This is a genomic window from Enterobacter sp. 186315, from assembly GCF_053290175.1.
Map to the genome: position 1 here is coordinate 190,895 of NZ_JBPTTK010000002.1, position 24,998 is coordinate 215,892.

Consider the following 24,998-nt stretch of genomic DNA (forward strand, 5'->3'; position numbering starts at 1 on the left):
CGGCGCTGACCGTATGGAACGGAACAAATCGCCTATTCCGCAGACGGGGGAATATTGCGTTTCGGAAACCTCCGGATATACCCAACTTTACGCCCATAGCCAGTCGTATTGACTACGCTTAATACCCTAAGCGGTAATTAAAGGAGATTCGATATGGCTTACCAGACAGTAAATCCTGCCACCAACCAGCTCATTAAAGAATATCCCTCCCACACTGATGCGGACATCGAAGCGGCGCTGAAGGCGGCCGACGCGCTCTACCATTCCGACTGGGCGAAGGGCGATATTGAACAGCGTTTGCCTGTGCTGCATAAGCTTGCCGATCTTATCGACGAGCGGGTGGAGGATCTGGCGAAAATCGCCAGCCAGGAGATGGGTAAGCTCATCGAACAGAGCCGTGCAGAGGTGAAGCTCTGCGCGCAGATCGCCCGCTACTATGCCGACAACGCGAATCAGTTCCTCGCCCCGGTAGAGTACAAAACCGACTTCGGTGACGCGTGGGTTGAGCATCATCCCATCGGCGTGCTGATGGCGGTGGAGCCGTGGAACTTCCCGTACTATCAGCTGATGCGCGTGCTGGCCCCTAACCTGGCGGCGGGTAACCCGGTGATTGCGAAACACGCCAGCATCGTGCCGCACTGCGCCGAGACCTTCGCCCATCTGGTACGTGAAGCGGGCGCGCCGGAAGGGGCGTGGACTAACCTGTTTATCTCGTCCGATCAGGTGGCGAACATCATCGCCGACGATCGCGTGCAGGGTGCGGCGCTAACCGGTTCCGAAAAAGCGGGCAGCGCGGTGGCGGCGCAGGCCGCGAAGCACATCAAAAAATCGACCCTCGAACTGGGCGGTAACGACGTGTTTGTGGTGCTCGACGACGCGGATCTGGAGAAAGCGGTGAAGATTGGCGTCAACGCCCGTCTGGCGAACGCCGGGCAGGTCTGTACGGCCGCAAAGCGGTTTATCCTGCACGAAAAAATTGCCGACGCGTTCCTGAGCAAATTCACCGAGGCCTTTAAGCAGGTGAAAATTGGCGATCCGCTGGACGAAAGCACCACGCTGGGGCCGCTGTCCTCGAAAGACGCGCTTGAAACCCTGACTAAGCAGGTCGACGAGGCGGTGAAAAATGGCGCGACGCTGCACTACGGCGGCAAGCCCGTGCAGCGCGACGGCAGCTTCTTCGAGCCGACGATCCTGACGAATATTTCGCGCGACAACCCGGCTTATTTCGAAGAGTTCTTCGGTCCGGTGGCGCAGATTTACGTGGTGAAAAGCGATGACGAGGCGGTCGCCCTGGCGAACGACTCCCACTACGGTCTTGGCGGGGCGGTGTTCAGCCAGGATATCGAGCGGGCGAAGAAAATGGCGTCCCGCATCGAGACCGGGATGGTGTACATCAACTGGCTCACCGATACCGCCGCCGAGCTGCCGTTCGGTGGGGTGAAGCGCTCCGGCTACGGCCGCGAGCTGTCGGATCTGGGGATCAAAGAGTTTGTGAACCAGAAGCTGGTGGTAGTGCGCAAGTAACCGCAGCCCAATAAAAAACCTGCCGTACGGCAGGTTTTTTTTGATTATTGTACTTCGATTTTGTCCCAGCCGCTTTTGAACATGCAGCTGTCAACGAGGGTATCTCTTCGGTCTTCGTTGGCGTCCTCAACCGTGTAGCTCGTGGAAATATCCTTTTTCTTTTTCGATTTGTCCGTTTTTTCCGAGCTTGAACCTGTCACCACGTTATCCGGCGGCAGGTCGATCAGCGCCTGCGCCTCGCACTCCGTGAGCTTTTTATTCATCTCAGTATCACTGACGCCCGGCTTAACCCATTTGTACTGTACGCATCCTGAAAGGAGTACGGTGATACTCAAAATACAAAGCGCGGCGATGCGAGATTTCATCAGAAGCTTACTCCGCCGCCCACGTATGCACCGTCAATCAGGGTGTGGTTTGGACGACCGTCTTTACCGTCAACGCTCACGTGGCGGTAGCCCACTTTCAGCGTCACAGGTTTAATCGGGGTCCAGCTTACGCCGCCGTTAGCTTCAACGTAGTTTTTCACGCTGTTGTTCAGGCCGTCTGGTGCAACGTACCCTTCGCCGAACACGTGAATGCTGTCGGTCAGGGCCACGTTTACGCCGCCACCGATTGGGAAGGCCACGCCGTTATCGCCTTTTTTCGGGCCGATGTAGATCGCTTTTGCGCCTGCATTGAGCATCACCGGGCCCACTTCCAGGTTGTAACCTGCGCCTACGCCACCGGTCTGGGTGCCGTCATCGGTGTTTTTGAGCCAGTTACCCTCGGTGTACAGGCCGGAAGTCGATTTGCCCATCTCCACGTTCAGGTTAGTGAAGTTTTTGCCCTGCTCGATGCTGCCGCCCATCGCCAGCGCGGAGCCGGAAACGGCGGTCAGTGCGGAAAGGATAAGCACGTTAAGCTTTTTCATAAGTATGTCCTCGTCATCAAATTAATCTGAGGGCACCTTAACAAGCGATGTTTATGACTGCAAATGTGAGGTAGTTCGCGTTTTTATGCTGATATTGTTAATGATTATGCTTGGGAAAGTTATCGCCAGGTTGGAAGGTGGCGAGGTCAATGGGTAATGCTTTTGTGTTTATACTGAGTTTAGTTTTTTCGCTAAACGTACGCTGAACGGGGCGAGGATATTGATTTTAAGCGCATTAATTATGGTTCTAATAATTTCCAAAAGTATTTCTATTGTAATGTTTAAATACGTATTTTTACATTTTAGCGCTTAATTTATACCCAGCCTGAGTAGAAAAGACATTCCCGTTAACCCTTTTCCGAGCGGGTGGGTTAACGGGATACGCTGTTATTTACGCAGCCCTGCAAACGCCGCCCGGATCTCTTCTTCCGGCAGCTCCAGGCCGATAAACACCATCACGCTGTGCGGCGGCTCATCGCCCCAGGGTCTGTCCCAGTCGGCGCTGTACAGACGCTGTACGCCCTGGAACAGCAGGCGGTTAGGCTCGCCGTCGATCCACAGCATCCCTTTGTAGCGCAGCAGCCTGTCGGCAAACGACAGCAGCAGGTTTTCCATCACGCGGGAGACTTCGCTGATATCCACCGGGTAGTCCAGCTCCACCACAATCGACGACACGTCGTTCTGCTTGTCGGCGATAAAGTGGAAACGCGGCGCTGAGGTGACTTTCTCTTCCAGCATAAAGCCGTTGGTGTTGAACAGCTGTGAGAGGTCGATATCGCCGTGCGTCACGGTGTAAATCGGCGCGCGGGCGTTGATGCGGGCCAGGCGCTCGCGCAGTTTTTCGCTCTCACCCGCCACGTCGGTTTTGGTCAGCAGAATGCGGTCGGCGTAGCCAATCTGCGACTGGGCGATGGTGAACTGGTTCATCTGTTCGTTCGCGTGAACCGCGTCGACCAGCGCAATCACGCCGTCCAGCAGGTAGCGCTGGCAGAGGATATCGTGGGAGAAAAAGGTCTGAATAATCGGGCCGGGGTCGGCCATGCCGGTGCATTCAATCACCAGGCGGTCGAAGGCGATTTCCCCGCGATCGCGGCTGTCGAGCAGGTCGAGCAGGGCGTCTTCTAATTCATTGGAGCGGGTGCAGCAGATGCAGCCGTTGGTCAGGGTTTTGATCTGCGTGGCGCGATCGCCAATCAGCTGGTCGTCTACCGAGACCTCACCGAACTCGTTTTCAATAACGGCGATTTTGAAGCCGTGCTGTTCATTGAGGATGTGGCGCAGCAGGGTGGTTTTGCCTGCGCCGAGAAAACCGGTCAGCAGGGTGACGGCAATCGGGGTCATGGTCTCTCCTTTAGCAGCAGCGTACGCCGCCTTCTCCGCTTCCGCCGTAGCGCGCTTCCTGACGCTCGCGGAAGAACTCGGTGTAGGTCATATACGGCTTATCCGGATGGTTGGTCTTCATATGCTCAACGTAGTTGTCATAGTCCGGAATGCCAATCAGCATTTTCGCCGCCTGACCGAGGTATTTTTTCGCTTCGCCTAAGTTACCAAACATAACGGGTCCTGATAAGAAAAAGCCCGGCGATGTGAGTCCGCTGGGCTTGTGTTCCCCTCACCCCAGCCCTCTCCCAAAGGGAGAGGGGGAGGATTGCGGATTAATGGTGTGAAGAGGTCTTCACGCCGCCTTCAGGAACCGGCACGTACGGGGTTTCTTTATCCGTACGACCGTCGGCGTTACGCACCTTCATCCAGGTTTTGATGCCGTAGAAGATGATGCTGTACACCACCACCAGGAACAGGATACTCAGCCCTGCGTTGGTGTAGTTGTTGACGACGATATGGTTCATGTTAGCGATCTGCTGCGCCGTCAGCTCACCGCCGCCCGCCGCAATCTTCTCTTTGTACTGGTTCGCCATAAAGAAGAAGCCTTCCAGCTGCGGGTTGGTGCTGAACAGCTTCAGACCCAGCGCCCAGGTGGTGCAGAGCAGCAGCCACAGGGCAGGCACAACGGTGACCCAGATGTATTTGGTGCGTTTCATCTTCACCAGTACCACGGTGCCGAGCACCAGCGCGACGGCTGCGAGCATCTGGTTAGAGATACCGAACAGCGGCCACAGGCTCTTCACGCCGCCCAGCGGGTCTACAACGCCCTGATACAGCAGATAACCCCACAGGCCTACGCAGCCCGCCGTACCCAGAATACCCGCCGCCAGAGAGTCGGTTTTCTTCAGGAACGGCACGAAGTTGCCCAGCAGGTCTTGCAGCATAAAGCGGCCCGCACGGGTACCCGCATCCAGCGCGGTCAGGATGAACAGCGCTTCGAACAGAATACCGAAGTGGTACCAGAAGCCCATATCAGCCCACGGCAGCACTTTGTGGAACACGTGTGCGATACCCACGGCCAGCGTCGGTGCGCCGCCTGCACGGTTCAGCACGGACGGTTCGCCGATGTCTTTCGCGGTCTGCATGATCTGCTCAGGGGAAATCACAAAGCCCCAGGAGCTGACGGTCGCCGCCGCGTGTGCGCTGGCGTCTTTCAACTGCGCCATGATCAGCGCCGCGTTGTCACCGCCCATCTCATGCAGGTTTGGCATGGTAATGCCCAGGCCCGCTGGCGGGGTGTTCATCGCAAAGTACAGACCCGGCTCGATGATGGACGCTGCCACCAGCGCCATGATCGCCACGAAGGACTCCATCAGCATTGCGCCATAACCGATAAAGCGCGCGTCGGTTTCGTTGGCCATCAGCTTCGGCGTGGTACCGGAAGAGATCAGCGCGTGGAAGCCGGAGACCGCACCACAGGCAATGGTAATGAACAGGAACGGGAACAGCGCCCCTTTCCACAGCGGACCGGTACCGTCGACGTACTGCGTCACCGCAGGCATTTTCAGCTCTGGGTTGATGATCACAATACCGATCGCCAGGCCGACGATAACGCCGATTTTCAGGAAGGTCGCCAGGTAGTCACGCGGTGCCAGAATCAGCCATACCGGCAGAAGGGCAGAGACAAACGCGTAGCCGATCAGCACGAAGGTAATGGTGGTGTCTTTGAAGGTCAGCGCCGGGCCCCAGTACGGGTCGTGCGCAATCACGCCGCCGAAGTAAATGGAGGCGACCAGCAGCACGATACCAATGACCGACACTTCGCCCACGCGACCCGGGCGCAGGAAGCGCATGTAGATCCCCATGAACAGCGCAATCGGCACGGTGGAGCAAACGGTAAACACGCCCCACGGGCTTTCCGCCAGCGCTTTCACCACGATCAGGGCCAGCACCGCGAGGATGATGATCATGATCAGGAAGCAGCCGAACAGGGCGATAGTCCCCGGCACGCGGCCCATCTCTTCTTTGATCATCTCACCCAGCGAGGAGCCGTTACGGCGCGAGGAGATAAACAGCACCATAAAGTCCTGGACCGCCCCCGCCAGCACCACGCCCGCCAGCAGCCACAGGGTACCCGGCAGGTAGCCCATCTGCGCGGCCAGCACCGGGCCGACCAGCGGGCCAGCGCCTGCGATAGCGGCAAAGTGGTGGCCGAACAGCACGTAGCGGTTGGTTGGCACGTAGTTCAGGCCGTCATTGTTAATGACCGCCGGTGTGGCGCGCGTCGGGTCAAGCTTCATGACCTTCTGCGCGATGTACAGACTGTAGTAGCGATACGCCACAAGGTAGACGGAGACAGAGGCGACCACGATCCACAGGGCGCTGATGTGCTCGCCCCGGCGTAGTGCGACGACCGCCAGACAGAAAGCGCCGAGGATCCCGAGTATGGCCCAGGGCACGTGCTTCAGTAGTTTTTTCGTATCCATAGTAAGACCTGGTTTTTTATGTAAAGAAAAATGGGTCAGAGATTGTTGTGGGGAGGTAGTGATTACTGCTGGTGCGATCGTGCCAGAGAGCTGCGCGTGTAAAGGACGGTAAATCAGTGAGTGGTTGTAAGCGAGCGGTAAGCGGTCAAAGGTGGGGGCGAGTGGTTCAGGCTCGCCGACGGCGGGGGAAAATATGTGATTGTGATCACTAAGAATTTCCTAATTTTGAGCGGGTTCGGACGTACCCTTTGCGCAACGTTCGCACTCGCGATGCTGGAAAGGGGCGGTCAGCCGATACTGCCCTTCGCCGTCGTGTTCGATGATGGGCGAGAGGGCCTGCAAATCCCGGTACACCGTGCGTTCGGTAATGCCAAATTTGCGCATCAGATCGTTGCGGTTCACGCTGCCGTGCTGGTGCAGGGTGATAATTATGTCAACCAGGCGTTCAGCCGAGCGGCTGCGGATTGAAGGGGCCATAAGACCATCCAGCGTTGGGCGGGCCGCAGGCGAAAAGCGCCAGCATGTGGGCCCGGAAAAATTTATCTTATGGATAGTTAACGGCGTGCCGGGGCGGAAACATTAATGTTATTTGCGAAAAGTCGCGCTGGCGGGGAGCCAGCGCGGGGGGATCAGAGGACGGCGTCCATCTCCATCATTACCGGGTGGAAGCGGCGCTTGAAGTAGATCAGGCCGTGGCCGTCGCTGCTGAGAATGATATTTTTGATTTCCACCAGATAGACCAGATGCGTGCCGATGGTCTGCACCTGGCTGATTTCACCCTCCAGGCTTGCCAGCGCTCCTTTCAGCACCGGCTGCGCCAGCGGCCCTTTTTGCCAGCAGGAGAGGCTAAAGCGCTCCTCCATCGTCATTCCGGTCATCCCGGCGAAGTGGCGGGCCATGATCTCCTGCTCGTGGTTAAGCACGTTCACGCACAGCCTGCCGTTGCCCTGAAACACCGGGTTCATGGCGCTGTTGGCGTTAATGCAGACCATCAGCGACGGCGGCGTATCCGTTACCGAGCAGACCGCCGTGGCGGTAATCCCGCAGCAGCCCGCTTCCCCGTCGGTGGTGACGACGTTGACCGCCGCCGACAGGCTGGCCATGGCATCGCGAAAGCGCAGGCGTTGTTCATCAGTGTGCATTGAAACCTCCCGCTGCGTTATTTCAGCAGCTTATCCAGCATGTTGATATCGTCGTTGTTGTGCAGGTGCGGTACGGTCCAGCCGTGCTGGTCGTACTCGGACATGCAGCGGTCGACCATCGCCATCATCTTGTCCATGTTGCCGGAGCTTTGCGCCTGACGCAGACATTGCAGGCGGATCTCGTCCTGGCTACCGGAGTAGTTAATCTCATATAGCTCGTGGCGACCGCCAAACTCGCTGCCGATGGCATCCCACATCAGTTTCAAAATCTTGATACGTTCGACGTGATCCATGCCGTTGGAGCCGCGCACGTACTTCGCCAGGTACTGGTCGATCTGCGGGTTATTCAGGTCGCGGGCGCTGGACGGCAGGTAGATCAGCCCGGAGGTGACGTTACGCTCGATGATGTTCTTAATCTTCGCGTAGGCCATCGGGGCCATGACGCGGTAGGTTTGCAGCGCCGCGTGATCTGGCAGATACGCGCCGTTGACCCACGGGGTGGCTTCCGAGCACATGGAGTCGCTCAGCGCCCAGAACATATTGCGCCAGGCCACCACTTCGCCGAGATCGGCCTGCACGCCGCGGAACTCCAGGGTCCCGGTACACTCCAGCGACTTTTTCAGCAGCGCGGTGATGAAGTCGAGCTTCACCGCCAGACGCACGCAGGCCTGTAGCGGATACATGCGGGCGAAGCCGCCCTCCATCGTCCAGCGACGGCAGCGGTCGAAATCGCGGTAGATCAGCACGTTTTCCCAGGGGATGAGTACATGATCCATCACCAGAATCGCATCGTTCTCGTCAAAGCGGCTGGAGAGCGGATAGTCATACGGGGAGCCGGTTGCGCCTGCCACCATCTCGTAAGAGGCGCGGGAGATGAGCTTCACGCCCTCGGCATCCATCGGCGCGACGAACATCAGCGCGAAGTCCGGGTTTTCGCCCATCACCTGCGCGGAGCCGAAGCCAATCATGTTGTAGTGGGTCAGCGCCGAGTTGGTGGCAACCACCTTCGCGCCGCTGACGACGATCCCGGCGTCGGTCTCTTTTTCCAGCTTGATGTAGACATCTTTCACCTCGTCGGCCGGCTTGTGGCGGTCGATGGGCGGGTTCACGATGGCGTGGTTAAAGTACAGGCCGGTTTCCTGAATGCGGGTGTACCAGCTGCGGGCGTTCTGCTCGAACTGGCCGTAAAACGCCGGGTTCGCGCCGAGCGCGCAGCCGAAGGCCGCTTTGTAGTCCGGCGTGCGGCCCATCCAGCCGTAGCTCAGGCGCGACCACTCGGCGATGGCGTCGCGCTGCTGGCGCAGGTCGTCGGCACTTTTCGCCACGCGGAAGAACTTATGGGTATAGCCGCCGCTGCCCGTATCGGTACCCCAGCACAGCGTGTCCTGCATCTCCGGCTTGTGCAGCGCGTCGTACATCTGGGCGACGGAGGCCGCCGCGTTGCGAAATGCCGGGTGCGTGGTGACGTCTTTGACGCGCTCGCCGTAGATATAAATCTCACGCCCGTCCTGGAGGCTTTTTAAATACTCTTCGCCGGTCAGCGGACGTTTGGCATCAGCGCGGAACTCTTCAGGTTTCATAGGGACCTCGTATCGGAAATGTGTTGTTAAATTTATGTTTTCTTTTTGTTGTTCAATTGAAGCCTGGGAGGGGCGTAACGTGAAGGGACGAATGGGACAACGACGGGTACTTTTCGCGAGAGATCGCAGAGTGTGATTTCCCTCACCCTAACCCTCTCCCAAAGGGAGAGGGGACGGTTACTCCCTCTCCCTTTGGGAGAGGGCAGGGGTGAGGGGAGCAGGGGACACCGGCACCTTCTGCGCCCGATAGGCGCTTGGCGAGCAGCCCGTCAGGCGGTTAAAAAAGCGGGCGAAATAGGCGGGATCTTTAAACCCCAGCTGCCAGGCTATCTCGCTCACGCTGCTGTCGGAAAACAGCAGCAGCCGCCGCGCCTCGCGCAGCTGACGGTCGAAGATGAGCCGCTTCGGCGGGCGGTTGGCGAAGCGGCGGCAGATATCGGTCAGGCGAGACTCGGTAATGTGCAGCTCGCGGGCAAAGTCCGGCACCGTCCAGTGCTGGTGGAAGTGGGTATCAATCATCTGGTTAAAGCGCTGGAACAGCTTTAGCTCGCCGCGCATTCCCCCGGCGGCGTGGTCGTCGAGCTTCGCGTTGCGCAGCAGCAGGGTAAAGACCGCCTGCGCCAGCAGCACCAGCGTGTGCTCGCGGCCGGGCAGCTGGGCGGTGGATTCCCGCTCGATCAGCTGCCAGTAGTGCTTCAGCGCCGCCAGCTCGTCCGGTTTATCCGCCAGCGACAGGCACATGCCCGGCAGGCCGAAAGCCTCCCGCGTGCCGGGGTAGAGTACCTCCAGCAGCGGCCAGATCAGGTCTTCGCGCACCGTCAGCACGTGCCCGTCGCTGTCGGACTGGGTGATAAACGCGTGCGGCACCGACGGCGGCGTGAGGACAAACAGCGGAGCCTGCACCGAGTAGCGGTGATCGTCGAGCTGAAGCTCAATCTGCCCGGTATCGAGAAAGTGCATCTGAAAATACTGGTCGTGACGATGCGCCTGCATGTCGCGGCCAAAAAAGGCCGCCATGCGGGCAAACGACTGATAATGCACGTCATCGGTGCCCAGACTCTCGTCGTACTCTTTGCTGATGTCGATGTTGGCGATCGGGCTTTGGCACATAACCGCTCCTCAGTGGATCTTCTGCGCCGCGATGTCCGGCTCGCGCGCCAGGCTTTCCTGCCGGGTCATCGGGATACGCGTCAGCACCAGCGCGCCCACCACCAGCAGCCCGGCGACGAACCACAGCCCCGAACTGAAGCTCCCGGTCGCGTCGCGCAGAATGCCGATCAGCAGGGGGCTAACGGCGGATCCGACGTTACCGATCGCGTTGATCACCGCCAGCGCCACCGCCCGGGATTGCAGGCTAATGACCTGATCCGGCGTGGTCCAGAATATCGCCATAGCGGTAAAGGATCCGGTTGAGGCCATGATAATGCCCAGCAGCTGGATCAGGCTGTGGTCGGTCGCCGAGGCCAGCATCCATCCCGCCGCCGCGAACAGGTACGGCAGGATGGTGTGCTTTTTTCGCTCTTTCAGCCTGTCCGAGCGGCGGCTCCACCAGATCATCCCGAGGATGGTGCAAAACTGCGGGATCGCCGCCAGCAGGCCAATCACGATATTGCTGCTGCCAGCGTTAAAGCTTTGCAGGATCTGCGGCGTCCAGATGTTGATCGCACTGAGCGTGTTGGTCAGACAGAAGTAGGCCAGGGTATAGAGCAGCACTGCCGGGGTCAGCACCTCGCGAAGCGTCGATCGCGGCGTGGCGGCGTGCGCGATGGCGTTTTCCTGCTCGCGGGCGATCATCGTTTTCAGGGCCTGCTTCTCTTCGACGTCCAGCCAGGTGGCCTGGTCCGGCGTGTCGTTAAGGTAAAACCAGGTTACCACCCCGAGCACCACCGACGGCAGCCCTTCCAGCAGGAACAGCCACTGCCACCCCTTTAGGTTCCACAGCCCGTCCAGCGCCAGAATGTAGCCCGAGAGGATCGAGCCGAGCATCATCGTCACCGGCATCGCAATCATAAACAGCGCGTTGGCGCGGGCGCGGTGATAGGCGGGGAACCACCAGGTCAGATAGACCAGAATACCCGGCAGGAATCCGGCTTCGGCAATGCCCACCAGCATGCGCAGCACGTAGAGCGTTTGTGGGCTGGTGGCGAACATGGTGCAGGTGGAGGCGATGCCCCACACCACCATGATCCCGGCGATCCAGCGGCGCGCGCCGATCTTCGCCAGCATGATGTTGCTCGGGATCCCGCACAGCACGTAGGTGACGTAAAAAAGCGTTGCCGCAAGGCCGAACATCGTCGAGGTGAGGCCCAGATCTTTGCCCATCGTCAGCCCGGCAAAGCCAATGTTGATGCGATCGAGAAACGAGAAGACAAACAGGATAAAGAGAAACACGATCAAACGACGGAACAGCTTATTAATCACGCGATGTTCTATGGCTTTTGAGGTCGTCATGCTGCGCTCCATATCGTCCGTTCAGTAGACGGATTTATTGTTATTCACCGGCGTTGCCGGGCTGTCGATAAAGCGTGCCGCCAGCGCTTCGGCGCTGCGGGCAAGTAGGGTGGTGTCGACGCCAACGGCAACAAACAGCGCGCCGAGTTCCAGATAGCGTTTGGCCAGCGCTTCGTTAGCCATCAGAATGCCGGGGGCTTTTCCGGCGGCGCGGATCTGCGCGATGGCCTGTTCGATAGCCGCCTGCACCTCCGGGTGCTGCGGGTTTCCGGCAAAGCCCATGTCGGCGCTCAGATCCGCCGGGCCGATAAACACCCCGTCGACGCCGTCGACGTCCAGGATCTGCGGCAGGTTTTTCAGCGCTCTTAGGGTTTCAATTTGCACCAGCACGCACATGGCGTCGTTTGCCCGTTGCAGATAATCCGGGATGCGGTTCCAGCGCGACGCCCGCGCCAGCGCGCTACCCACGCCGCGAATGCCCGTAGGTGGATAGCGGGTGGCACTTACCGCCAGACGCGCCTCGTCGGCGTTTTGCACCATCGGCAGCAGCAGGGTCTGCGCCCCCACGTCCAGCAGCTGTTTGATCTGCACCGGATCGTTCCACGACGGGCGCACCACCGGCTGGCTGGGATAGGGGGCGATAGCCTGAAGCTGGGTGAGCACGGTCTGGACGTTATTCGGCGCGTGCTCGGCGTCGATCAGCAGCCAGTCGAAGCCCGCTCCCGCCAGTAGTTCGGCGCTGTAGCTGCTGGTCAGCCCGAGCCACAGGCCGATCTGCGGTTTGCCTGACTTGAGCGCGGTTTTGAATGCGTTTTCCATGGCCTTCTCCTACACAAAGCGGCAGCTGATAGAGCCCATGTTGCCGTAGTCGACGTGGAAGGTGTCGCCCCTGCTGGCGGTCACCGGACGGGTAAACGAACCGCCCAGAACGATCTGCCCCGGCTCAAGCTGCACGTCGTAGGGCGCGAGTTTGTTCGCCAGCCACGCCACGCCGTTGGCCGGGTGGTTCAGCACCCCGGCGGCGACGCCGGTTTCCTCGATTACGCCGTTGCGATAGAGCAGGGCGGAGATCCAGCGCAGATCCAGCTCGTCGGGCTTGATCGGGCGACCGCCGAGGATCACCCCCGCGTTGGCGGCGTTATCGGAGATGGTGTCGAACACCTTGCGCGGGCGCTGGGTTTCAGGATCGACGTTGTGGCAGCGGGCGTCGATCAGCTCCAGCGCGGGGATCACATAATCCGTGGCGTTGTAGACGTCGAAAAGGGTACAGTTCGGGCCGCGCAGGGGTTTTGCCAGCACGAAGGCCAGCTCCACTTCGATGCGCGGAACGATAAAGCGATCGACGGGGATATCGCTGCCGTCGTGGAAAAACATGTCGTCGAGCAGCGCGCCGTAGTCCGGTTCGCTGATTTGAGAGCTGGCCTGCATCGCTTTGGAGGTGAGGCCGATTTTGTGGCCCTTCAGCACGCGTCCTTCGGCGATTTTCAGGCTGACCCACTCGCGCTGAACGGCGTAGGCGTCCTCAATCGTGATGTCCGGATAATCGAGGGAGATCGCGCGGATCTGCTCCCGGGATTGTTCCGCCTGATGCAGACGATGGGCGATCAGGGTATGGGTATGTTTGTCGAGCATGGCGGTTTCCTGTTGTATGTTTGTTTTCTCCCTCTCCCCGTGGGAGAGGGCCGGGGTGAGGGCAGCAGGCCGCAGAGATTACCCCTCACCCTAACCCTCTCCCAAAGGGAGAGGGGACAGACCGTGCTGCTGTTTTTTTCTCCCTCTCCCCGTGGGAGAGGGCCGGGGTGAGGGCATCAGACGGCTACGTAAACAACCCGTGCACGTTGTTCTGCTTGTAATTCAGCGTCGGATGCAGCTCGTCGAGCTCAAACGACAGCGCCAGATAGCGCGCCTCCATCAGCCCGGCGAAGTGCTCTTTAATCAGCGCAAACAGCATCTCCCCCACCGCTTCCCGGCTCTCCAGGCTGCGCCCGGCGCCAATCTTCAGCGTCATATGCACAAAGGCGTAATCCTGCTTCCCGTCGGCCATCTGCCAGGTATCCAGCCAGTGGGCGCGGCTGCGGATCCCGCCGAGCGGGAAAATCCCCGTGGCGGCCAGCGCCTCGTTCACTTTGGCGAACAGCCCCGGCAGGTCGGCCTGCTCGCGGATATTGTCGGTACATTCAGCAATAAAATGCGGCATGGTCGCTCCTTATGCGGCGGGCAGCGGGAAAACGGCGTTCACCTGCCCGGTGCCGGAACTGGCGAACAGCTCGGTGAGAAACTCCACCTTGCCCTCGTATTTATCCCAGCCGAGCATCCCCAGCAGCATCACCGTGTCGTGCATGTTGCCCTCGCCGTAGCAGTAGTCCGCGTACTCCGGCAGCATGCTGCAAAACTCTTTGAACTGGCCCTCGCGCCACAGCTTCACCACCCGCTCGTCCATCTGACGGTCAAACTCGCGGGTGTAGCTGTTCATCCCTTCTTCCGCGCGCTGGTCGTCGATAAAGCGGTGCGACAGCGAGCCGCTGGCGAGCACCGCCACGGTGCCGTCATATTTCTCGATGGCGCTGACGATGGCCTCGCCGAGCCTGCGGCTGTCTGCGAAGTCGTGAACCGTGCAAAACGCCGAAATAGAAACCACCTTGAAGTGCTTATCCGCGTTCATGTAGCGCATCGGCACCAGCGTGCCGTACTCCAGCTTCAGGCTCGGAATGTTGTGCGCTTTGGCGCGCACGCCGAGCTTCACCGCTTCGTCGGCAATCAGCTGGCCCAGCTCCGGGTTGCCGTTGTAGTCGTAGGGCATGTCGCGGATAAAGTGCGGCAGCTCGTTGCTGGTGTAGACGCCCGCAAAATGGTCCGCACAGTTAATGTGGTACGCGCTGTTCACCAGCCAGTGGGTGTCGAACACGATAATGGTATCGACGCCCATCTCGCGGCAGCGCTTGCCGATCTCTTTATGCCCGTCGATGGCCGACTGGCGACAGCCGAAGTTTTTGCCCGGTATCTCAGAGAGATACATCGACGGAACGTGGGTGATTTTGGCCGCTAACGCTAACTTTCCCATATCAGACTCCCCATTTCGGAATTGGGTGATCGCCCATTGAGATACAGACGTTTTTCATCTCGGCGAACACCTCAAAGCTGTATTCACCCCCTTCGCGCCCGGTGCCGGAGGCCTTCACGCCGCCAAACGGCTGGCGTAAGTCGCGCACGTTCTGGGTATTCACAAACACCATGCCCGCTTCGATGCTGCGTGCCAGGCGCAGCACCTTGCTGACGTCCTGCGTCCAGATGTAGGACGCCAGTCCGTACTCCACGTCGTTCGCCAGACGCAGCCCTTCCGCTTCGTCCTTAAACGGCAGCAGGCAGGCCACCGGCCCGAAGATCTCCTCCTGCGCCACGCGCATCCGGTTATCGACGTCCGCCAGCACGGTCGGGCGCAGGAAGTTGCCGCCCTTCAGGTGCGCGGGCAGATCGGTCGGTTTGTCCGGTCCGCCCGCCAGCAGGGTTGCCCCTTCTTCAATGCCGAGACGAATGTAGCCGGAGACTTTTTCCCAGTGCTGTTGGCTGATGAGCGCGCCAATCTGGGTGTTGGGATCGGTCGGATCGCCCACGCGCAGGCGGCTGGCGCGCTCGGCAAAGCGTTTAACAAACTCCGGGTAGATGCTCTGCTGAATGAAGATGCGCGAGCCAGCCGTGCAGCGCTCGCCGTTGATGGAGAAGATGGTGAACAGGGCGGCGTCCAGCGCGCGCTCGATGTCGGCATCTTCAAAAACCAGCACCGGGGATTTGCCCCCCAGCTCCATGGAGTACTTCTTCAGCCCGGCGTTTTTCATGATGTTGCGCCCGGTGGCGGTGCCGCCGGTGAACGACACGGCCCGCACGTCGTGATGGCGCACCAGCGCATCGCCCGCCGTCGCGCCGTAGCCCTGCACCACGTTCAGCACGCCCGCCGGGATGCCCGCCTCCAGCGCCAGCTCGCCCAGACGATCGGCGGTGAGCGGCGAGAGTTCAGACATCTTCAGCACCGCCGTGTTGCCCAGCGCCAGGCAGGGGGCGACCTTCCAGGTGGCGGTCATAAAGGGTACGTTCCACGGCGACACCAGCGCGCAGACGCCCACCGGCTGCACCAGCGTGTAGTTGAGCATCGTGTCGTCGACCGGGTAGGTTTTGCCGTTCATCTGCTGGCACACCTCGGCGAAAAACTCGAAGTTGTGCGAGGCGCGGGGGATCAGCACGTTTTTGGTCTGGTGGATCGGCAGGCCGGTGTCGGCGGTTTCCATCGCGGCGATCTCCGGCACGTTCTGGTCGATCAGATCCCCCAGACGGCGCATCAGGCGCGCCCGCTCCTTCATCGGCAGGTTGGCCCATTTCGGGAACGCCTCTTTGGCGGCCGCCACGGCCTGATGTACCTCCGCTTCACCGCCCGAGGCGACCTCTGCTAACACCTCGCCAGAGGCCGGGTTGGTGGTGTGGAAGTACTCGCTTCCCGCGACGTTTTTACCGTTGATCCAGTGGTTTATCTTTTTCATTTTGCCGTTTCCTCACTCACAATCCGGTTGACCAGGCGACCCACGCCCTTCACTTCCACCACCACTTCATCCCCCGGGCGCACGTCGGACAGCCCTTTTGGCGTGCCGGTGGCGATCATGTCGCCCGGTTGCAGGGTCATGAATTCGCTTAAGTACGCTACCAGGAACGGAATGCTGAAGATCAGATCTGCCGTTGTCCCCTCCTGTCGCAGTTCGCCGTTCACGTAAGTGCGCAGGGCCAGGTTGTGCGGGTCGGGGATGGCCGCTTTCGGCACCAGGGTGGAGGAGATGGGCGTCAGCCCGTCGCGGCTTTTCACCCGCAGGTTCGGGCGGTAGTAGTTTTCGAGATAGTCGCGAATGGCGTAGTCGTTGCAGACCCTGTAGCCCGCAACAAAGTCCATCGCCTCGGCCTCGCTGACCCTGCGCGCGGTTTTGCCGATCACCACCACCAGCTCCGCTTCGTAGTGCATATAGTCGACGTTGTTCGGGCGCACCGAGGTCTGGTTTTCACCGTTGAAGGTGTTCGGCGCTTTGATGAAAACCAGCGGCTCGGTGGGCGGCCTGAAGTCCAGCTCGCTGGCGTGATCCGCGTAGTTCAGCCCCAGCGCAAACAGCGTGGCGTGCGGGTGAGGGCGCGCCGGGGCCACATCCTCTTCATTGACCACCGGGTTCTCCAGCGCCGGGAAACCCTCGGCCAGAATACGCACCCGATCGCCGGGGTGGAGCGCCACGCGGTCGTGCGGGGTGCCGAGCAGAATGGCGTCGCCGGGGTTCAGGGTGGCGAACTCGCTCAACGCGCTGAGCAGCTCGGCGGCGCTGCGCTGTAAGTCGGCGGTGTTCCAGTGGTCGGCTTCGCGACCGTTGATCTCGGTGATGATGGTCAGGTTATCGACGCTGTCGCGCGGGACAAGCTCCCCCAGCGGGCAAAATCCGTCCCGGCATTTGGCCTTGATCGCCGGGCGGTAAAAGCTCTCTTCCGGCAGGCTTACCTCGTTGGCGAGCGCGTACCCGGCAATGTAGCCTGCGGCCTCTTCCACGCGCACCCGGCTGGCCTTTTTGCCCACTACCAGCGCCACGGTGGCGCCGCTGAGCACCGTTTCCCCCTGCGGGAAGGGGATAGGTTCGCCCGCGCGGATGACGGTGTTGCCCGGTTTAATAAACCAGACGGCGGTTTTCGGCGGGGTGACGTAGGGCGCGGAACTGAACGCCTCGCCCCAGGCCTCAATCTGGCTTCGATGGTTAAGCGCTACGGCAAAAACTGTACCTTTCATGCATAAACTCCTCAGGCCGATCGTCCGATCGCAATTTCATTAATATGTTAATGATCTGTTTTTATGCTTTCGCTGGACGTTTCGCAACCAGAAGTGAATTATTTGTGATTTGAGTAACAATAAATTTACATATTGCAGATATTAATTATCTATATCAGTTACTTAATTATCTTGTGTGATTTCTGTTAGACTTTTTCGAGGGAAAACGGGTGTTTATAAAATCATCGAATCACAATCATTTACTTGTTAACGATTTTCGGGGGCGGTTATGCATGACTCATTAACGATTGCACTTTTGCAGGCGCGGGAAGCGGCGATGGGCTATTTCCGCCCGATTGTGAAGCGGCACAACCTGACGGAGCAGCAGTGGCGGATCGTACGCGTGCTGGCCGAGCATCCGTCGATGGATTTTCACGATCTGGCGTTTCGCACCTGCATCTTGCGCCCCAGCCTGACGGGGATCCTCACCCGCATGGAGCGCGACGGGCTGGTGCTGCGCTTAAAGCCGGTTAATGACCAGCGCAAGCTGTACGTGTCGCTCACCAAAGAGGGCAACGCGCTCTATCAGCACGCCCAGGCGCAGGTGGAAGAGGCCTACCAGCAAATTGAAGCGGAATTCACGCCGGAGAAGATGAAGCAGCTGACCGCGCTGCTGGAGGAGTTTATTGATTTAGGAAATCGGCATATCGCGGCGCGCGACGAGTAGCGAGATAACCCACTAAGTATTAAGGGATATATCGTCAATCTGGACTACATTACGGGCATCATCAACATAACGCGGGGCGCTAAACCCCTCTTACCAGTACGTTTTTCGTAAAGTTTTCCCTTTCCAGGCCGAAAATTCTGTTATCTGTCTGATGGAAAGAGAAAACATGTTAAACCGTATCAAGATTGTCACCAGCCTGCTGCTGGTCTTAGCTATATTTGGCCTTTTACAACTCACCTCCGGTGGTCTTTTCTTTAATGCGCTCAAGCATGACAAAGAGAACTTCACCGTCCTGCAAACCATTCGCCAGCAACAATCCACGCTGAACGGCAGCTGGGTGGCGTTGCTGCAAACCCGTAATACCCTGAACCGCGCGGGTATCCGCTACATGATGGATCAGAACAACATCGGCAGCGGCGCGACCGTGTCCGATCTGATGCAGATTGCGTCCGCTTCTCTGAAGCAGGCGGAAAAAAACTGGGCCGACTATGAAGCCCAGCCGCGCGACCCGCGTCAGAGCGACGCCGCCGCGCAGGAAATTAAGCGTAACTACGATATCTACCACGGCGCGCTGGCGGAGCTGATTCAGCTGCTGGGCGCAGGTAAAATCAACGCCTTCTTCGACCAGCCGACCCAGAGCTATCAGGATGGTTTTGAGAAGCAGTACGTTAACTACCTGCAACAGAACGACAAGCTCTATGAAACCGCGGTGAAGGACAGCAACAGCTCCTACACGCAGGCGATCTGGATCCTGATCAGCGTGCTGGTGGCGGTGCTGGTGGTGATTATTGCCGTCTGGCTGGGCATCAAGCAGGCGCTGATTTCGCCGCTGAACCGTCTTATCGACAGCATCCGCCATATCGCCAGCGGCGACCTCGTAAAGCGCATCGACGTGGAAGGCACCAATGAAATGGGCGAACTGGCCGACACGCTGCGCCATATGCAGGGTGAGCTGGTGCGTACCGTCGGTGACGTGCGTAACGGTGCCAACGCCATCTACAGCGGCGCGAGCGAAATCTCGATGGGCAACAACGATCTGTCGTCCCGTACCGAGCAGCAGGCCGCTTCCCTGGAGGAGACCGCTGCCAGCATGGAACAGCTGACCGCGACCGTGAAGCAAAACGCCGAGAACGCCCGTCAGGCGAGTAACCTCGCGCTGAGCGCCTCTGAAACCGCGCAGAAGGGCGGTAAAGTGGTAGATAACGTGGTGCAAACCATGCGCGATATCGCGGGCAGTTCGCAGAAGATTGCCGATATTATCAGCGTGATCGACGGGATTGCCTTCCAGACCAACATTCTGGCGCTGAACGCGGCGGTAGAAGCGGCGCGCGCGGGCGAGCAGGGGCGTGGCTTTGCGGTGGTCGCCGGTGAAGTGCGTAACCTGGCGCAGCGCAGCGCCCAGGCGGCGCGCGAGATCAAGAGCCTGATTGAGGACTCCGTAGGCCGCGTGGAAATCGGCTCAACGCTGGTGGAAAGCGCCGGGGAGACCATGGGTGAGATCGTGAATGCGGTCACCCGCGTAACCGACATCATGGGTGAAATCGCCTCTGCGTCCGACGAGCAGAGCCGCGGTATCGACCAGGTGGGTCTGGCGGTAGCCGAGATGGATCGCGTGACCCAGCAGAACGCCTCGCTGGTGGAAGAGTCCGCCGCGGCAGCGGCAGCGCTGGAGGAGCAGGCGAGCCGTCTGACTCAGGCGGTGGCGGTATTCCGCATCCAGCAGGAGCAAATGAAGGCGCGCGAGTTCGCCTCCGCGAAGCCTGTTGCAACCCCGGTGATGGCGCGTAAAACCGCGACCGCCGATGCGGGCGACAACTGGGAAACCTTCTAAGTCACGTGATAAAGCCGGGCGGCGGTGACGCCTGCCCGGCTTTTTTGTCGGCGCAAAACGCCGTCGCTCAGTCCGTACAAATCAGCAGCGGCGAGTAAAAATTACTGACCACCACCGCCTCTTCCGGCGTGCGCTCCAGCGTCAACAGCCGCTTGTTCCCCAGCGTTAACCCTGCCACATACTTTTCTAATATTCCGTCCGGCAGCTCATCGTGGGCGTAGCGTTCTATCTTGCGGATGGTTATCTCATACAGCGAATCCTGCATGTGCTGCCAGCGGAAGGTTTCCTGACGGGACACCTGCCACCGGTGCGCATCTTTGCTGACGTCGCCGTTGAGGGTGATATACCCGCTGCCGTCGGGATGGAAGCGCAGGGTCACGCTGCCTTCAAAGTTAAACAGGCTGGCGGCACGGCGATCGGAGAAGTCGAGATTGCCCTGGCAGACCAGAGAGAGCGGCGGGGTGTGGAAATACCAGAACAGGGCCGCAGCGACCAGAATCAGGTTGAAGGCGACAGTCAGCGCTATGTTTTGACGTGTCATGATCACCACTCGTAGTGATAAAGCGTGCGGCAGGCGCTGGCTTTATCCTGGTTCAGGAAACATTGCGACAGCACCAGCCGCCCCTCATGACCGTAGAGCAGCCCGTTTTGTACGTGCAGATAGAAGATGGCGTTTTGCTGACAGGCAAAGTGACCGTCGCGCTGGATCGTCTGCGTAAGACTGATGGCCTTATCGTGAAACACGTCGGCGAGCGGCGAAAACGTGTAAACCGGACACGTGCCGATGTGGGTCAGCAGATGCATTTCCGTCCGATCCTCTTCCCCTTTCATCACTACCGACCAGAGGCTTAGCGCGACCACTACCAGCGTCAGCAGGCAGCAAAACAGCAGCTCAAAGCGAAAGCCGCCTTGCCTGCCCGACGGCTCGCGCTCGCCTGAGGCGTTGCGAAGCGGGAGCACCGGCAGCTCGGCGCTCAGCATAAATCCCACCTTCGGCACGGTGACGATAAACAGCGCGTCGGGGACCAGCCCCGCCAGAATTTTACGCAGAATGCTGATGTACTGATTGAGCGAGTTATTGGAGCCTTGCAGCCCGCGCTCGTCCCAGACCTGGCGCAGAAACGCCTCACGCTCCACCACGTTACCGTGTTGATTCACCAGCAGTTTCATGATGGCGTTGGCGATGCCGGTGAGCATCTGCGGCGCCTCTTCTGGCGTGTCGACAAGAGCAAAAGAGCCGTCTTCGTCGTTATAGACAAGGGTATCAGCAAGCAGGAATTTCATAGGTTTTGGCTAAAAAAAGCAGAGAGAACGGAATACAAACGGTGAGCGTTGAACGCACTGTTCATCTGGTCAGAGCACTATTTTAGCCAAAATGTTACCGATAACATTGATCCATGCTGGTTTTTGCCCGGATTACTAAATGAGCATAAACGCGCGGCGTAGCGGTGAAATTGTCGTCACAGGTAGAGCGACTTCTGCTCCAGCAGGCAGATTTTGCGGTGAAATTCCGCCAGGTTATGGCAGTGGAATTTACTCATCGCGTTGCGCTTGTGGGTGTAGATGGTTTTGGGCGATTTGTTCAGCAGCTGGGCGATGCGCACCAGGCTGATCCCTTTGCTGATTAGCGTGCAGACCCGCAGTTCGGAGCGGGTAAGGGTTGCGTCAGGCACGCTGGCGCTCGTGAAGTCGCCGCTTCGCAGGCTCAGCATCAGCCGGGAAACGCTCAGGTCGTCGGCCATCACCTTCACCCGATCGGCCGGGAGATAAATCTGGATATCGCTGATGCGCGAGGCATCGGTAAAGACCAGCCAGTGGCGCTCCGGATGACTCTTCATCACCTGCTCGCGCATCCGGAAAATGCTCTCCGGGCTGACCTCGTTGATCCAGAAAATATCAGGACGCGGCGTCATCATGGTGTCGATGGCCGTTTTCAGGCCGAGCCAGAGAAAGTAGTTGTCGCTCAGGATAATGATTTGATAGTTGGGGTGTGAGGGGGTAGACATGTTGTTTACTTACTTCTGCTGGAAGCCTGCCGATAATGTATACGTTCGCAGTGTAAGTAGTTGCTCTCTTACAGGATATTTATAAATAAATTTACCTTAAATTAAGAGCTTTAATTCAGTTTATAAGAGATTTATAGGATTTTGATTTACAAATTGCGCGCCCGGTAGAATACCGGGCGCGGAGTGTTTTAGCCTTCGCTGCTGACGATCTTAATCTCGACCATGCCGATACCCAGCCTGCGCGGGGAGTGGCCGAGAATATTGCCCTCGTTGGTGGACTGCGGTTCAGGCGGAACGATGACGACCGTGTTGCTGCGCGACGGGTTGTTGAAGTGCAGGGTGGTGGTGGTCACCTCATTGCCGAGCGTCAGCGCCTGCTCTTTATCGCCCACGCGCACCGGGATCGGGTGGTTGGCGTTAGGGCCGAACGCTTTGGCGGTGATCACCAGGTCAAATTTCTCCGGTAGCGGATGGGCGTACTCGATTTTCACCTCGTCGCCCAGCTGCGCGTTCGACCAGCGTCCCCAGGATTCCGGGCGCGAGATGCCGCTAAACTGCTTCACCTCTTCCGGCGCGCCGGCCACGTTAAAGATAAAGCTGTCGGCCTTGTAGCGGATATCGTTGTCGCTGATTTTCAGCATGTCGACGTTACGCTGGTAGCGCGCGGTGTCGATCACCGTGTCCTTAAACGCGGTTTTCCCCTTCCACTGCGCGTTGTCGACGTGCTGCACGCTCTGCTCGCCGCCCAGCTGCCCCTGAGACACGCACCAGTCGGTTGAGAGCGACAGCGGCTGAGACCAGAGCTGGCCCATCTTGTAGCAGCGGTCAATCCAGACGAAGTTATCGCGCGGGGCGAAATCCGCCAGCTGGTAGCGCAGCGGCGCGGAGTATTCACTTTCCGGCAGCGGTTCAACGCGCTTGTCGGACACCCGCACCAGCAGCGGCAGGCGGAAATGGCTGCCGGAGAAGGCAATCATCCCTTTCTGCTGGTCGATGGTGAAATCCTTCATCTCTTTCGGGAAGTTCCACAGACGGATGATGTCCGGCTTCCAGGCGAGGATTTTTTCCTTCATGTTGAGGAAGACCTCCGACAGCGACTGCCCGGACAGGGTGCTGCGCCCCAGCCCGATGAAGTTATCGCCGCCCAGGATATCCAGCACCGTCGCGCCGTTATCCATCGAGTTACGCCTGGTGGCAATCACCTCCTGCTGCGGCCGGTCGCCGCGCAGGACGAAGAACAGGTTGCTGCGATCCTGCTTGTTCAGCTCGTCCCAGGCGCTGTTTTTCATTGCCAGATGGTCAGACGACACCACAATCACCGTATTCTTGAAGTACGGCGAGGCTTTGATTTTCTCGATAAGCGCCGCGATGTGCTCCTGGCTACAGGTCACCGCGCTAAACGACTTATTGCTCTTACCGTCGATATCGTAGTTTTTGCGCTTGCAGGTGCGCGAGACAAAGCCGTCAGGGTGGTGCGTATCCACCGTCAGGGCGAACAGCGAGAACCGCTTGCCCGACTGAGACAGTTCTTCGAATTTTTTCCAGGTTTCTTCCAGCACGGTGTCGTCGTAGAAGCCCCAGTCGTTGCGATAGGCGGGATCGGCGACCGTGGTTTTTAACTCTTCCGAGCCGTACAGGTGCTCAAAACCGTGCGATTTCAGGAACACGTCTTTCCCGGCAAAGCGCAGGTTCGCGCCCTGCACAAAATAGTTCTCGTAGCCGGAGTTTTTCAGGATATCGCCCAGACAGATATTCTGCGGGAAGAAGCTCGACATGGAGGCCGACGCGTTGCCCTCAAACGGCGCAAACAGCGGAATACCGCACTGGGAGGCGACCATCCCGGCGATGGTGTAATCGGTGCCCGGCAGCTGCACGGTGTGGCTGAAATCGAGGCCCTGATCCTTCAGCGCGCCCAGCTCGGGGGTGAGGTTCGGGAAGGCATTGTTATCAAAATAGGTGCGCTCCAGGCTTTCGCCGTAGATGTAGACCAGGTTGAGCTTTGGATTGTCTATCTTCTTCGCGGGCTCTTTGTAATAGGCGGCGAAATCCGGATCGCCGTCGCGCGACTGGGATTTCACCAGCTCGGTAACCTGCTGAAACGCCGGGCTGGCGTCCACGGAGGCCAGCGCGAGACACAGCGCCAGCAGGCTGTAGCCGACGTGGTGAGGATGATGGCGACGACGGCGCAGCACCCAGGCCAGGGAGCCGAAAATCACCACCAGCGCGACCACAATGCCGAGGCCAGGCAGAATGTATTTGCCCACCCCCGCGCCGGTCAGGCTGTTGGTGAGGGTGTAGAGCACCGCGTCGTTAATACCGTCACCGGTAAAATAATCGCTGGCATAAAGGGTAATGTTTAAAACAATAAAAATACCAAGCACCACCAGGGTGGCGACAAACCACCAGGTGTTACGCCCGGCTTTTGTGGCGTAAACGCCGACAGAGGCCAGGAAGAGGAAGAGGGACATTAACTCTGACAACAGCAAATCCTCATGAGGTCAGTTTAATTGATTATTTTTTGGGTCATACAATGTAATGGCGATGTCGGCTGGCTGCAATTTTAGTGTCATGAAAATGTGCTGTGGTTAGGATTTGGTTTATAAAATCGGAATTTTGATCGGGTTCGCATTCCGCTATGCGGGCGCTGAGAGAGGGCTTAAAAGGGAAAACAGTCGTTTGACGCCGCGCGGCTAAAGTAGCCTGGAAAACGCGGCGTGTTGTGGCAAAAAAAGGGGCCGATCAGGAGAGGAAATTAACGCCTTGTTTTAGCACCAGATCGCAGGCTTTGGTTTTCACCTGTTTAGCCAGTGAGGAGTTGCCGAGGGTGCTCAGGTTAAGCTGCTGGCCGTTTTGCGCGTTAAGCAGACCCTGGATCCCGTCCATATAGTTGGTGTCCTGCTTCTGCTCCTGGGTATCCAGACCCAGCTTGCCCAGCACCTGATTTTTGATGTTTTGGGTATCCGTCACCGAGGCCAGTTTTTGCTTCGCGCAATACTCCAGGATCCCCGCCGCGTTATTCATGGTGCCCGCGCTCAGGCTCTGGGAGCTGTTGCCCAGCAGGCCGGTAAGGGAAGAGGCCGACAGCCCGCCCTGCGTGCCGCTGCTCTCTTTAGTGAGTTCGTTCGCCGCGCTGGACAGAGACTCCTGCCAGGAGGCCGCCTGTGCAACGCCGCAAACCAGCATTGCGCCTAATACCGTGCTGAAAATTAACTGTTTTTTCATCTTAGCCTACTCAAGCA

General features: G+C 58.9%; 24 protein-coding genes. 3 read left to right on the forward strand and 21 right to left on the reverse strand.

Going from position 1 to position 24,998, the window contains the following annotated elements; all coding sequences use genetic code 11:
- Positions 1 to 153 precede the first annotated feature (153 nt).
- Positions 154 to 1,524, forward strand: coding sequence for an NAD-dependent succinate-semialdehyde dehydrogenase (locus tag ACSVHP_RS03270; RefSeq protein ID WP_447550979.1), 1,371 nt, complete (start codon positions 154 to 156; stop codon positions 1,522 to 1,524).
- 44 nt (positions 1,525 to 1,568) lie between these two features.
- On the opposite strand, the gene ACSVHP_RS03275 is transcribed toward ACSVHP_RS03270, so the two are convergent.
- The 16 genes from ACSVHP_RS03275 to hpaG all read right to left on the reverse strand — a co-directional run bounded on the left by ACSVHP_RS03275 (position 1,569) and on the right by hpaG (position 17,216).
- A complete protein-coding gene (locus ACSVHP_RS03275; RefSeq protein WP_234673795.1) occupies positions 1,569 to 1,889 on the reverse strand; it encodes a hypothetical protein in 321 nt (106 codons plus the stop codon).
- Complete coding sequence (locus ACSVHP_RS03280) at positions 1,889 to 2,434, reverse strand: YfaZ family outer membrane protein (RefSeq protein WP_234673796.1); 546 nt, start codon at positions 2,432 to 2,434, stop codon at positions 1,889 to 1,891. Before ACSVHP_RS03280 ends, ACSVHP_RS03275 begins: the two co-directional genes overlap by 1 nt.
- Positions 2,435 to 2,821: 387 nt before the next feature.
- Positions 2,822 to 3,775, reverse strand: a complete 954-nt coding sequence (gene yjiA / locus ACSVHP_RS03285; protein WP_417316098.1) for a GTPase — start codon at positions 3,773 to 3,775, stop codon at positions 2,822 to 2,824.
- Positions 3,776 to 3,785: 10 nt separating this feature from the next.
- Positions 3,786 to 3,989 carry a YbdD/YjiX family protein gene (locus ACSVHP_RS03290; RefSeq protein WP_003856610.1) on the reverse strand — a complete coding sequence of 68 codons (204 nt, stop codon included), beginning with the start codon at positions 3,987 to 3,989 and terminating at the stop codon, positions 3,786 to 3,788.
- A 100-nt stretch (positions 3,990 to 4,089) separates the two neighbouring features.
- Positions 4,090 to 6,243: a carbon starvation CstA family protein gene (locus ACSVHP_RS03295; protein ID WP_417316097.1), complete on the reverse strand. Its 2,154-nt coding sequence runs from the start codon at positions 6,241 to 6,243 to the stop codon at positions 4,090 to 4,092.
- Between the two features lie 219 nt (positions 6,244 to 6,462).
- Positions 6,463 to 6,720: an HTH domain-containing protein gene (locus tag ACSVHP_RS03300; protein WP_447550983.1), complete on the reverse strand. Its 258-nt coding sequence runs from the start codon at positions 6,718 to 6,720 to the stop codon at positions 6,463 to 6,465.
- 152 nt (positions 6,721 to 6,872) lie between these two features.
- Positions 6,873 to 7,385: a 4-hydroxyphenylacetate 3-monooxygenase reductase subunit gene (locus ACSVHP_RS03305; RefSeq protein ID WP_234673800.1), complete on the reverse strand. Its 513-nt coding sequence runs from the start codon at positions 7,383 to 7,385 to the stop codon at positions 6,873 to 6,875.
- A 17-nt stretch (positions 7,386 to 7,402) separates the two neighbouring features.
- Complete coding sequence (hpaB, locus tag ACSVHP_RS03310; RefSeq protein WP_447550985.1) at positions 7,403 to 8,965, reverse strand: 4-hydroxyphenylacetate 3-monooxygenase, oxygenase component; 1,563 nt, start codon at positions 8,963 to 8,965, stop codon at positions 7,403 to 7,405.
- Between the two features lie 177 nt (positions 8,966 to 9,142).
- Positions 9,143 to 10,075, reverse strand: coding sequence for a 4-hydroxyphenylacetate catabolism regulatory protein HpaA (hpaA, locus tag ACSVHP_RS03315; protein WP_447550987.1), 933 nt, complete (start codon positions 10,073 to 10,075; stop codon positions 9,143 to 9,145).
- A 9-nt stretch (positions 10,076 to 10,084) separates the two neighbouring features.
- Positions 10,085 to 11,416: a 4-hydroxyphenylacetate permease gene (gene hpaX, locus ACSVHP_RS03320; protein WP_447550989.1), complete on the reverse strand. Its 1,332-nt coding sequence runs from the start codon at positions 11,414 to 11,416 to the stop codon at positions 10,085 to 10,087.
- Between the two features lie 21 nt (positions 11,417 to 11,437).
- Complete coding sequence (gene hpaI, locus ACSVHP_RS03325; RefSeq protein WP_447550990.1) at positions 11,438 to 12,235, reverse strand: 4-hydroxy-2-oxoheptanedioate aldolase; 798 nt, start codon at positions 12,233 to 12,235, stop codon at positions 11,438 to 11,440.
- Between the two features lie 9 nt (positions 12,236 to 12,244).
- Positions 12,245 to 13,048 (reverse strand): 2-oxo-hept-4-ene-1,7-dioate hydratase, encoded by an 804-nt coding sequence (gene hpaH, locus ACSVHP_RS03330; protein ID WP_234673805.1) that lies wholly within the window; start codon positions 13,046 to 13,048, stop codon positions 12,245 to 12,247.
- Positions 13,049 to 13,232: 184 nt separating this feature from the next.
- Positions 13,233 to 13,613 carry a 5-carboxymethyl-2-hydroxymuconate Delta-isomerase gene (locus ACSVHP_RS03335; RefSeq protein WP_447550991.1) on the reverse strand — a complete coding sequence of 127 codons (381 nt, stop codon included), beginning with the start codon at positions 13,611 to 13,613 and terminating at the stop codon, positions 13,233 to 13,235.
- A gap of 9 nt (positions 13,614 to 13,622) precedes the next feature.
- A complete protein-coding gene (gene hpaD / locus ACSVHP_RS03340) occupies positions 13,623 to 14,477 on the reverse strand; it encodes a 3,4-dihydroxyphenylacetate 2,3-dioxygenase (RefSeq protein WP_447550992.1) in 855 nt (284 codons plus the stop codon).
- Between the two features lies 1 nt (position 14,478).
- A complete protein-coding gene (hpaE, locus tag ACSVHP_RS03345; protein ID WP_447550993.1) occupies positions 14,479 to 15,945 on the reverse strand; it encodes a 5-carboxymethyl-2-hydroxymuconate semialdehyde dehydrogenase in 1,467 nt (488 codons plus the stop codon).
- Positions 15,942 to 17,216 carry a 4-hydroxyphenylacetate degradation bifunctional isomerase/decarboxylase gene (gene hpaG, locus ACSVHP_RS03350; RefSeq protein WP_447550994.1) on the reverse strand — a complete coding sequence of 425 codons (1,275 nt, stop codon included), beginning with the start codon at positions 17,214 to 17,216 and terminating at the stop codon, positions 15,942 to 15,944. Before hpaG ends, hpaE begins: the two co-directional genes overlap by 4 nt.
- A gap of 268 nt (positions 17,217 to 17,484) precedes the next feature.
- Between hpaG and hpaR the strand changes: the two genes are divergently transcribed.
- Positions 17,485 to 17,922 (forward strand): homoprotocatechuate degradation operon regulator HpaR, encoded by a 438-nt coding sequence (gene hpaR, locus ACSVHP_RS03355; protein WP_234673810.1) that lies wholly within the window; start codon positions 17,485 to 17,487, stop codon positions 17,920 to 17,922.
- Positions 17,923 to 18,088: 166 nt separating this feature from the next.
- The gene (gene tsr / locus ACSVHP_RS03360) at positions 18,089 to 19,753 is read left to right on the forward strand and encodes a methyl-accepting chemotaxis protein (protein WP_447550995.1); all 1,665 of its coding nucleotides are present in this window, start codon (positions 18,089 to 18,091) and stop codon (positions 19,751 to 19,753) included.
- A gap of 67 nt (positions 19,754 to 19,820) precedes the next feature.
- Here tsr and ACSVHP_RS03365 read toward each other — a convergent pair whose 3' ends face one another.
- The 5 genes from ACSVHP_RS03365 to ACSVHP_RS03385 form a co-directional block, all read right to left on the reverse strand.
- Positions 19,821 to 20,294, reverse strand: a complete 474-nt coding sequence (locus tag ACSVHP_RS03365; protein ID WP_447550996.1) for a hypothetical protein — start codon at positions 20,292 to 20,294, stop codon at positions 19,821 to 19,823.
- 2 nt (positions 20,295 to 20,296) lie between these two features.
- Positions 20,297 to 21,037 carry a winged helix-turn-helix domain-containing protein gene (locus ACSVHP_RS03370; RefSeq protein WP_447550997.1) on the reverse strand — a complete coding sequence of 247 codons (741 nt, stop codon included), beginning with the start codon at positions 21,035 to 21,037 and terminating at the stop codon, positions 20,297 to 20,299.
- A gap of 176 nt (positions 21,038 to 21,213) precedes the next feature.
- Positions 21,214 to 21,759, reverse strand: coding sequence for a helix-turn-helix transcriptional regulator (locus tag ACSVHP_RS03375; protein ID WP_447550998.1), 546 nt, complete (start codon positions 21,757 to 21,759; stop codon positions 21,214 to 21,216).
- 188 nt (positions 21,760 to 21,947) lie between these two features.
- Positions 21,948 to 24,239, reverse strand: a complete 2,292-nt coding sequence (gene opgB, locus ACSVHP_RS03380) for a phosphatidylglycerol--membrane-oligosaccharide glycerophosphotransferase (protein WP_447550999.1) — start codon at positions 24,237 to 24,239, stop codon at positions 21,948 to 21,950.
- Between the two features lie 259 nt (positions 24,240 to 24,498).
- Positions 24,499 to 24,981: a DUF2501 domain-containing protein gene (locus ACSVHP_RS03385; RefSeq protein ID WP_265178133.1), complete on the reverse strand. Its 483-nt coding sequence runs from the start codon at positions 24,979 to 24,981 to the stop codon at positions 24,499 to 24,501.
- Positions 24,982 to 24,998 lie beyond the last annotated feature (17 nt).

Coding starts and splice junctions, on each gene's coding strand:
- ACSVHP_RS03270 (WP_447550979.1), top strand. CDS start 154: ATGGCTTACCAGACAGTAAATCCTGCCACCAACCAGCTCATTAAAGAA.
- ACSVHP_RS03275 (WP_234673795.1), bottom strand. CDS start 1,889: ATGAAATCTCGCATCGCCGCGCTTTGTATTTTGAGTATCACCGTACTC.
- ACSVHP_RS03280 (WP_234673796.1), bottom strand. CDS start 2,434: ATGAAAAAGCTTAACGTGCTTATCCTTTCCGCACTGACCGCCGTTTCC.
- yjiA (WP_417316098.1), bottom strand. CDS start 3,775: ATGACCCCGATTGCCGTCACCCTGCTGACCGGTTTTCTCGGCGCAGGC.
- ACSVHP_RS03290 (WP_003856610.1), bottom strand. CDS start 3,989: ATGTTTGGTAACTTAGGCGAAGCGAAAAAATACCTCGGTCAGGCGGCG.
- ACSVHP_RS03295 (WP_417316097.1), bottom strand. CDS start 6,243: ATGGATACGAAAAAACTACTGAAGCACGTGCCCTGGGCCATACTCGGG.
- ACSVHP_RS03300 (WP_447550983.1), bottom strand. CDS start 6,720: ATGGCCCCTTCAATCCGCAGCCGCTCGGCTGAACGCCTGGTTGACATA.
- ACSVHP_RS03305 (WP_234673800.1), bottom strand. CDS start 7,385: ATGCACACTGATGAACAACGCCTGCGCTTTCGCGATGCCATGGCCAGC.
- hpaB (WP_447550985.1), bottom strand. CDS start 8,965: ATGAAACCTGAAGAGTTCCGCGCTGATGCCAAACGTCCGCTGACCGGC.
- hpaA (WP_447550987.1), bottom strand. CDS start 10,075: ATGTGCCAAAGCCCGATCGCCAACATCGACATCAGCAAAGAGTACGAC.
- hpaX (WP_447550989.1), bottom strand. CDS start 11,416: ATGACGACCTCAAAAGCCATAGAACATCGCGTGATTAATAAGCTGTTC.
- hpaI (WP_447550990.1), bottom strand. CDS start 12,235: ATGGAAAACGCATTCAAAACCGCGCTCAAGTCAGGCAAACCGCAGATC.
- hpaH (WP_234673805.1), bottom strand. CDS start 13,048: ATGCTCGACAAACATACCCATACCCTGATCGCCCATCGTCTGCATCAG.
- ACSVHP_RS03335 (WP_447550991.1), bottom strand. CDS start 13,613: ATGCCGCATTTTATTGCTGAATGTACCGACAATATCCGCGAGCAGGCC.
- hpaD (WP_447550992.1), bottom strand. CDS start 14,477: ATGGGAAAGTTAGCGTTAGCGGCCAAAATCACCCACGTTCCGTCGATG.
- hpaE (WP_447550993.1), bottom strand. CDS start 15,945: ATGAAAAAGATAAACCACTGGATCAACGGTAAAAACGTCGCGGGAAGC.
- hpaG (WP_447550994.1), bottom strand. CDS start 17,216: ATGAAAGGTACAGTTTTTGCCGTAGCGCTTAACCATCGAAGCCAGATT.
- hpaR (WP_234673810.1), top strand. CDS start 17,485: ATGCATGACTCATTAACGATTGCACTTTTGCAGGCGCGGGAAGCGGCG.
- tsr (WP_447550995.1), top strand. CDS start 18,089: ATGTTAAACCGTATCAAGATTGTCACCAGCCTGCTGCTGGTCTTAGCT.
- ACSVHP_RS03365 (WP_447550996.1), bottom strand. CDS start 20,294: ATGACACGTCAAAACATAGCGCTGACTGTCGCCTTCAACCTGATTCTG.
- ACSVHP_RS03370 (WP_447550997.1), bottom strand. CDS start 21,037: ATGAAATTCCTGCTTGCTGATACCCTTGTCTATAACGACGAAGACGGC.
- ACSVHP_RS03375 (WP_447550998.1), bottom strand. CDS start 21,759: ATGTCTACCCCCTCACACCCCAACTATCAAATCATTATCCTGAGCGAC.
- ACSVHP_RS03385 (WP_265178133.1), bottom strand. CDS start 24,981: ATGAAAAAACAGTTAATTTTCAGCACGGTATTAGGCGCAATGCTGGTT.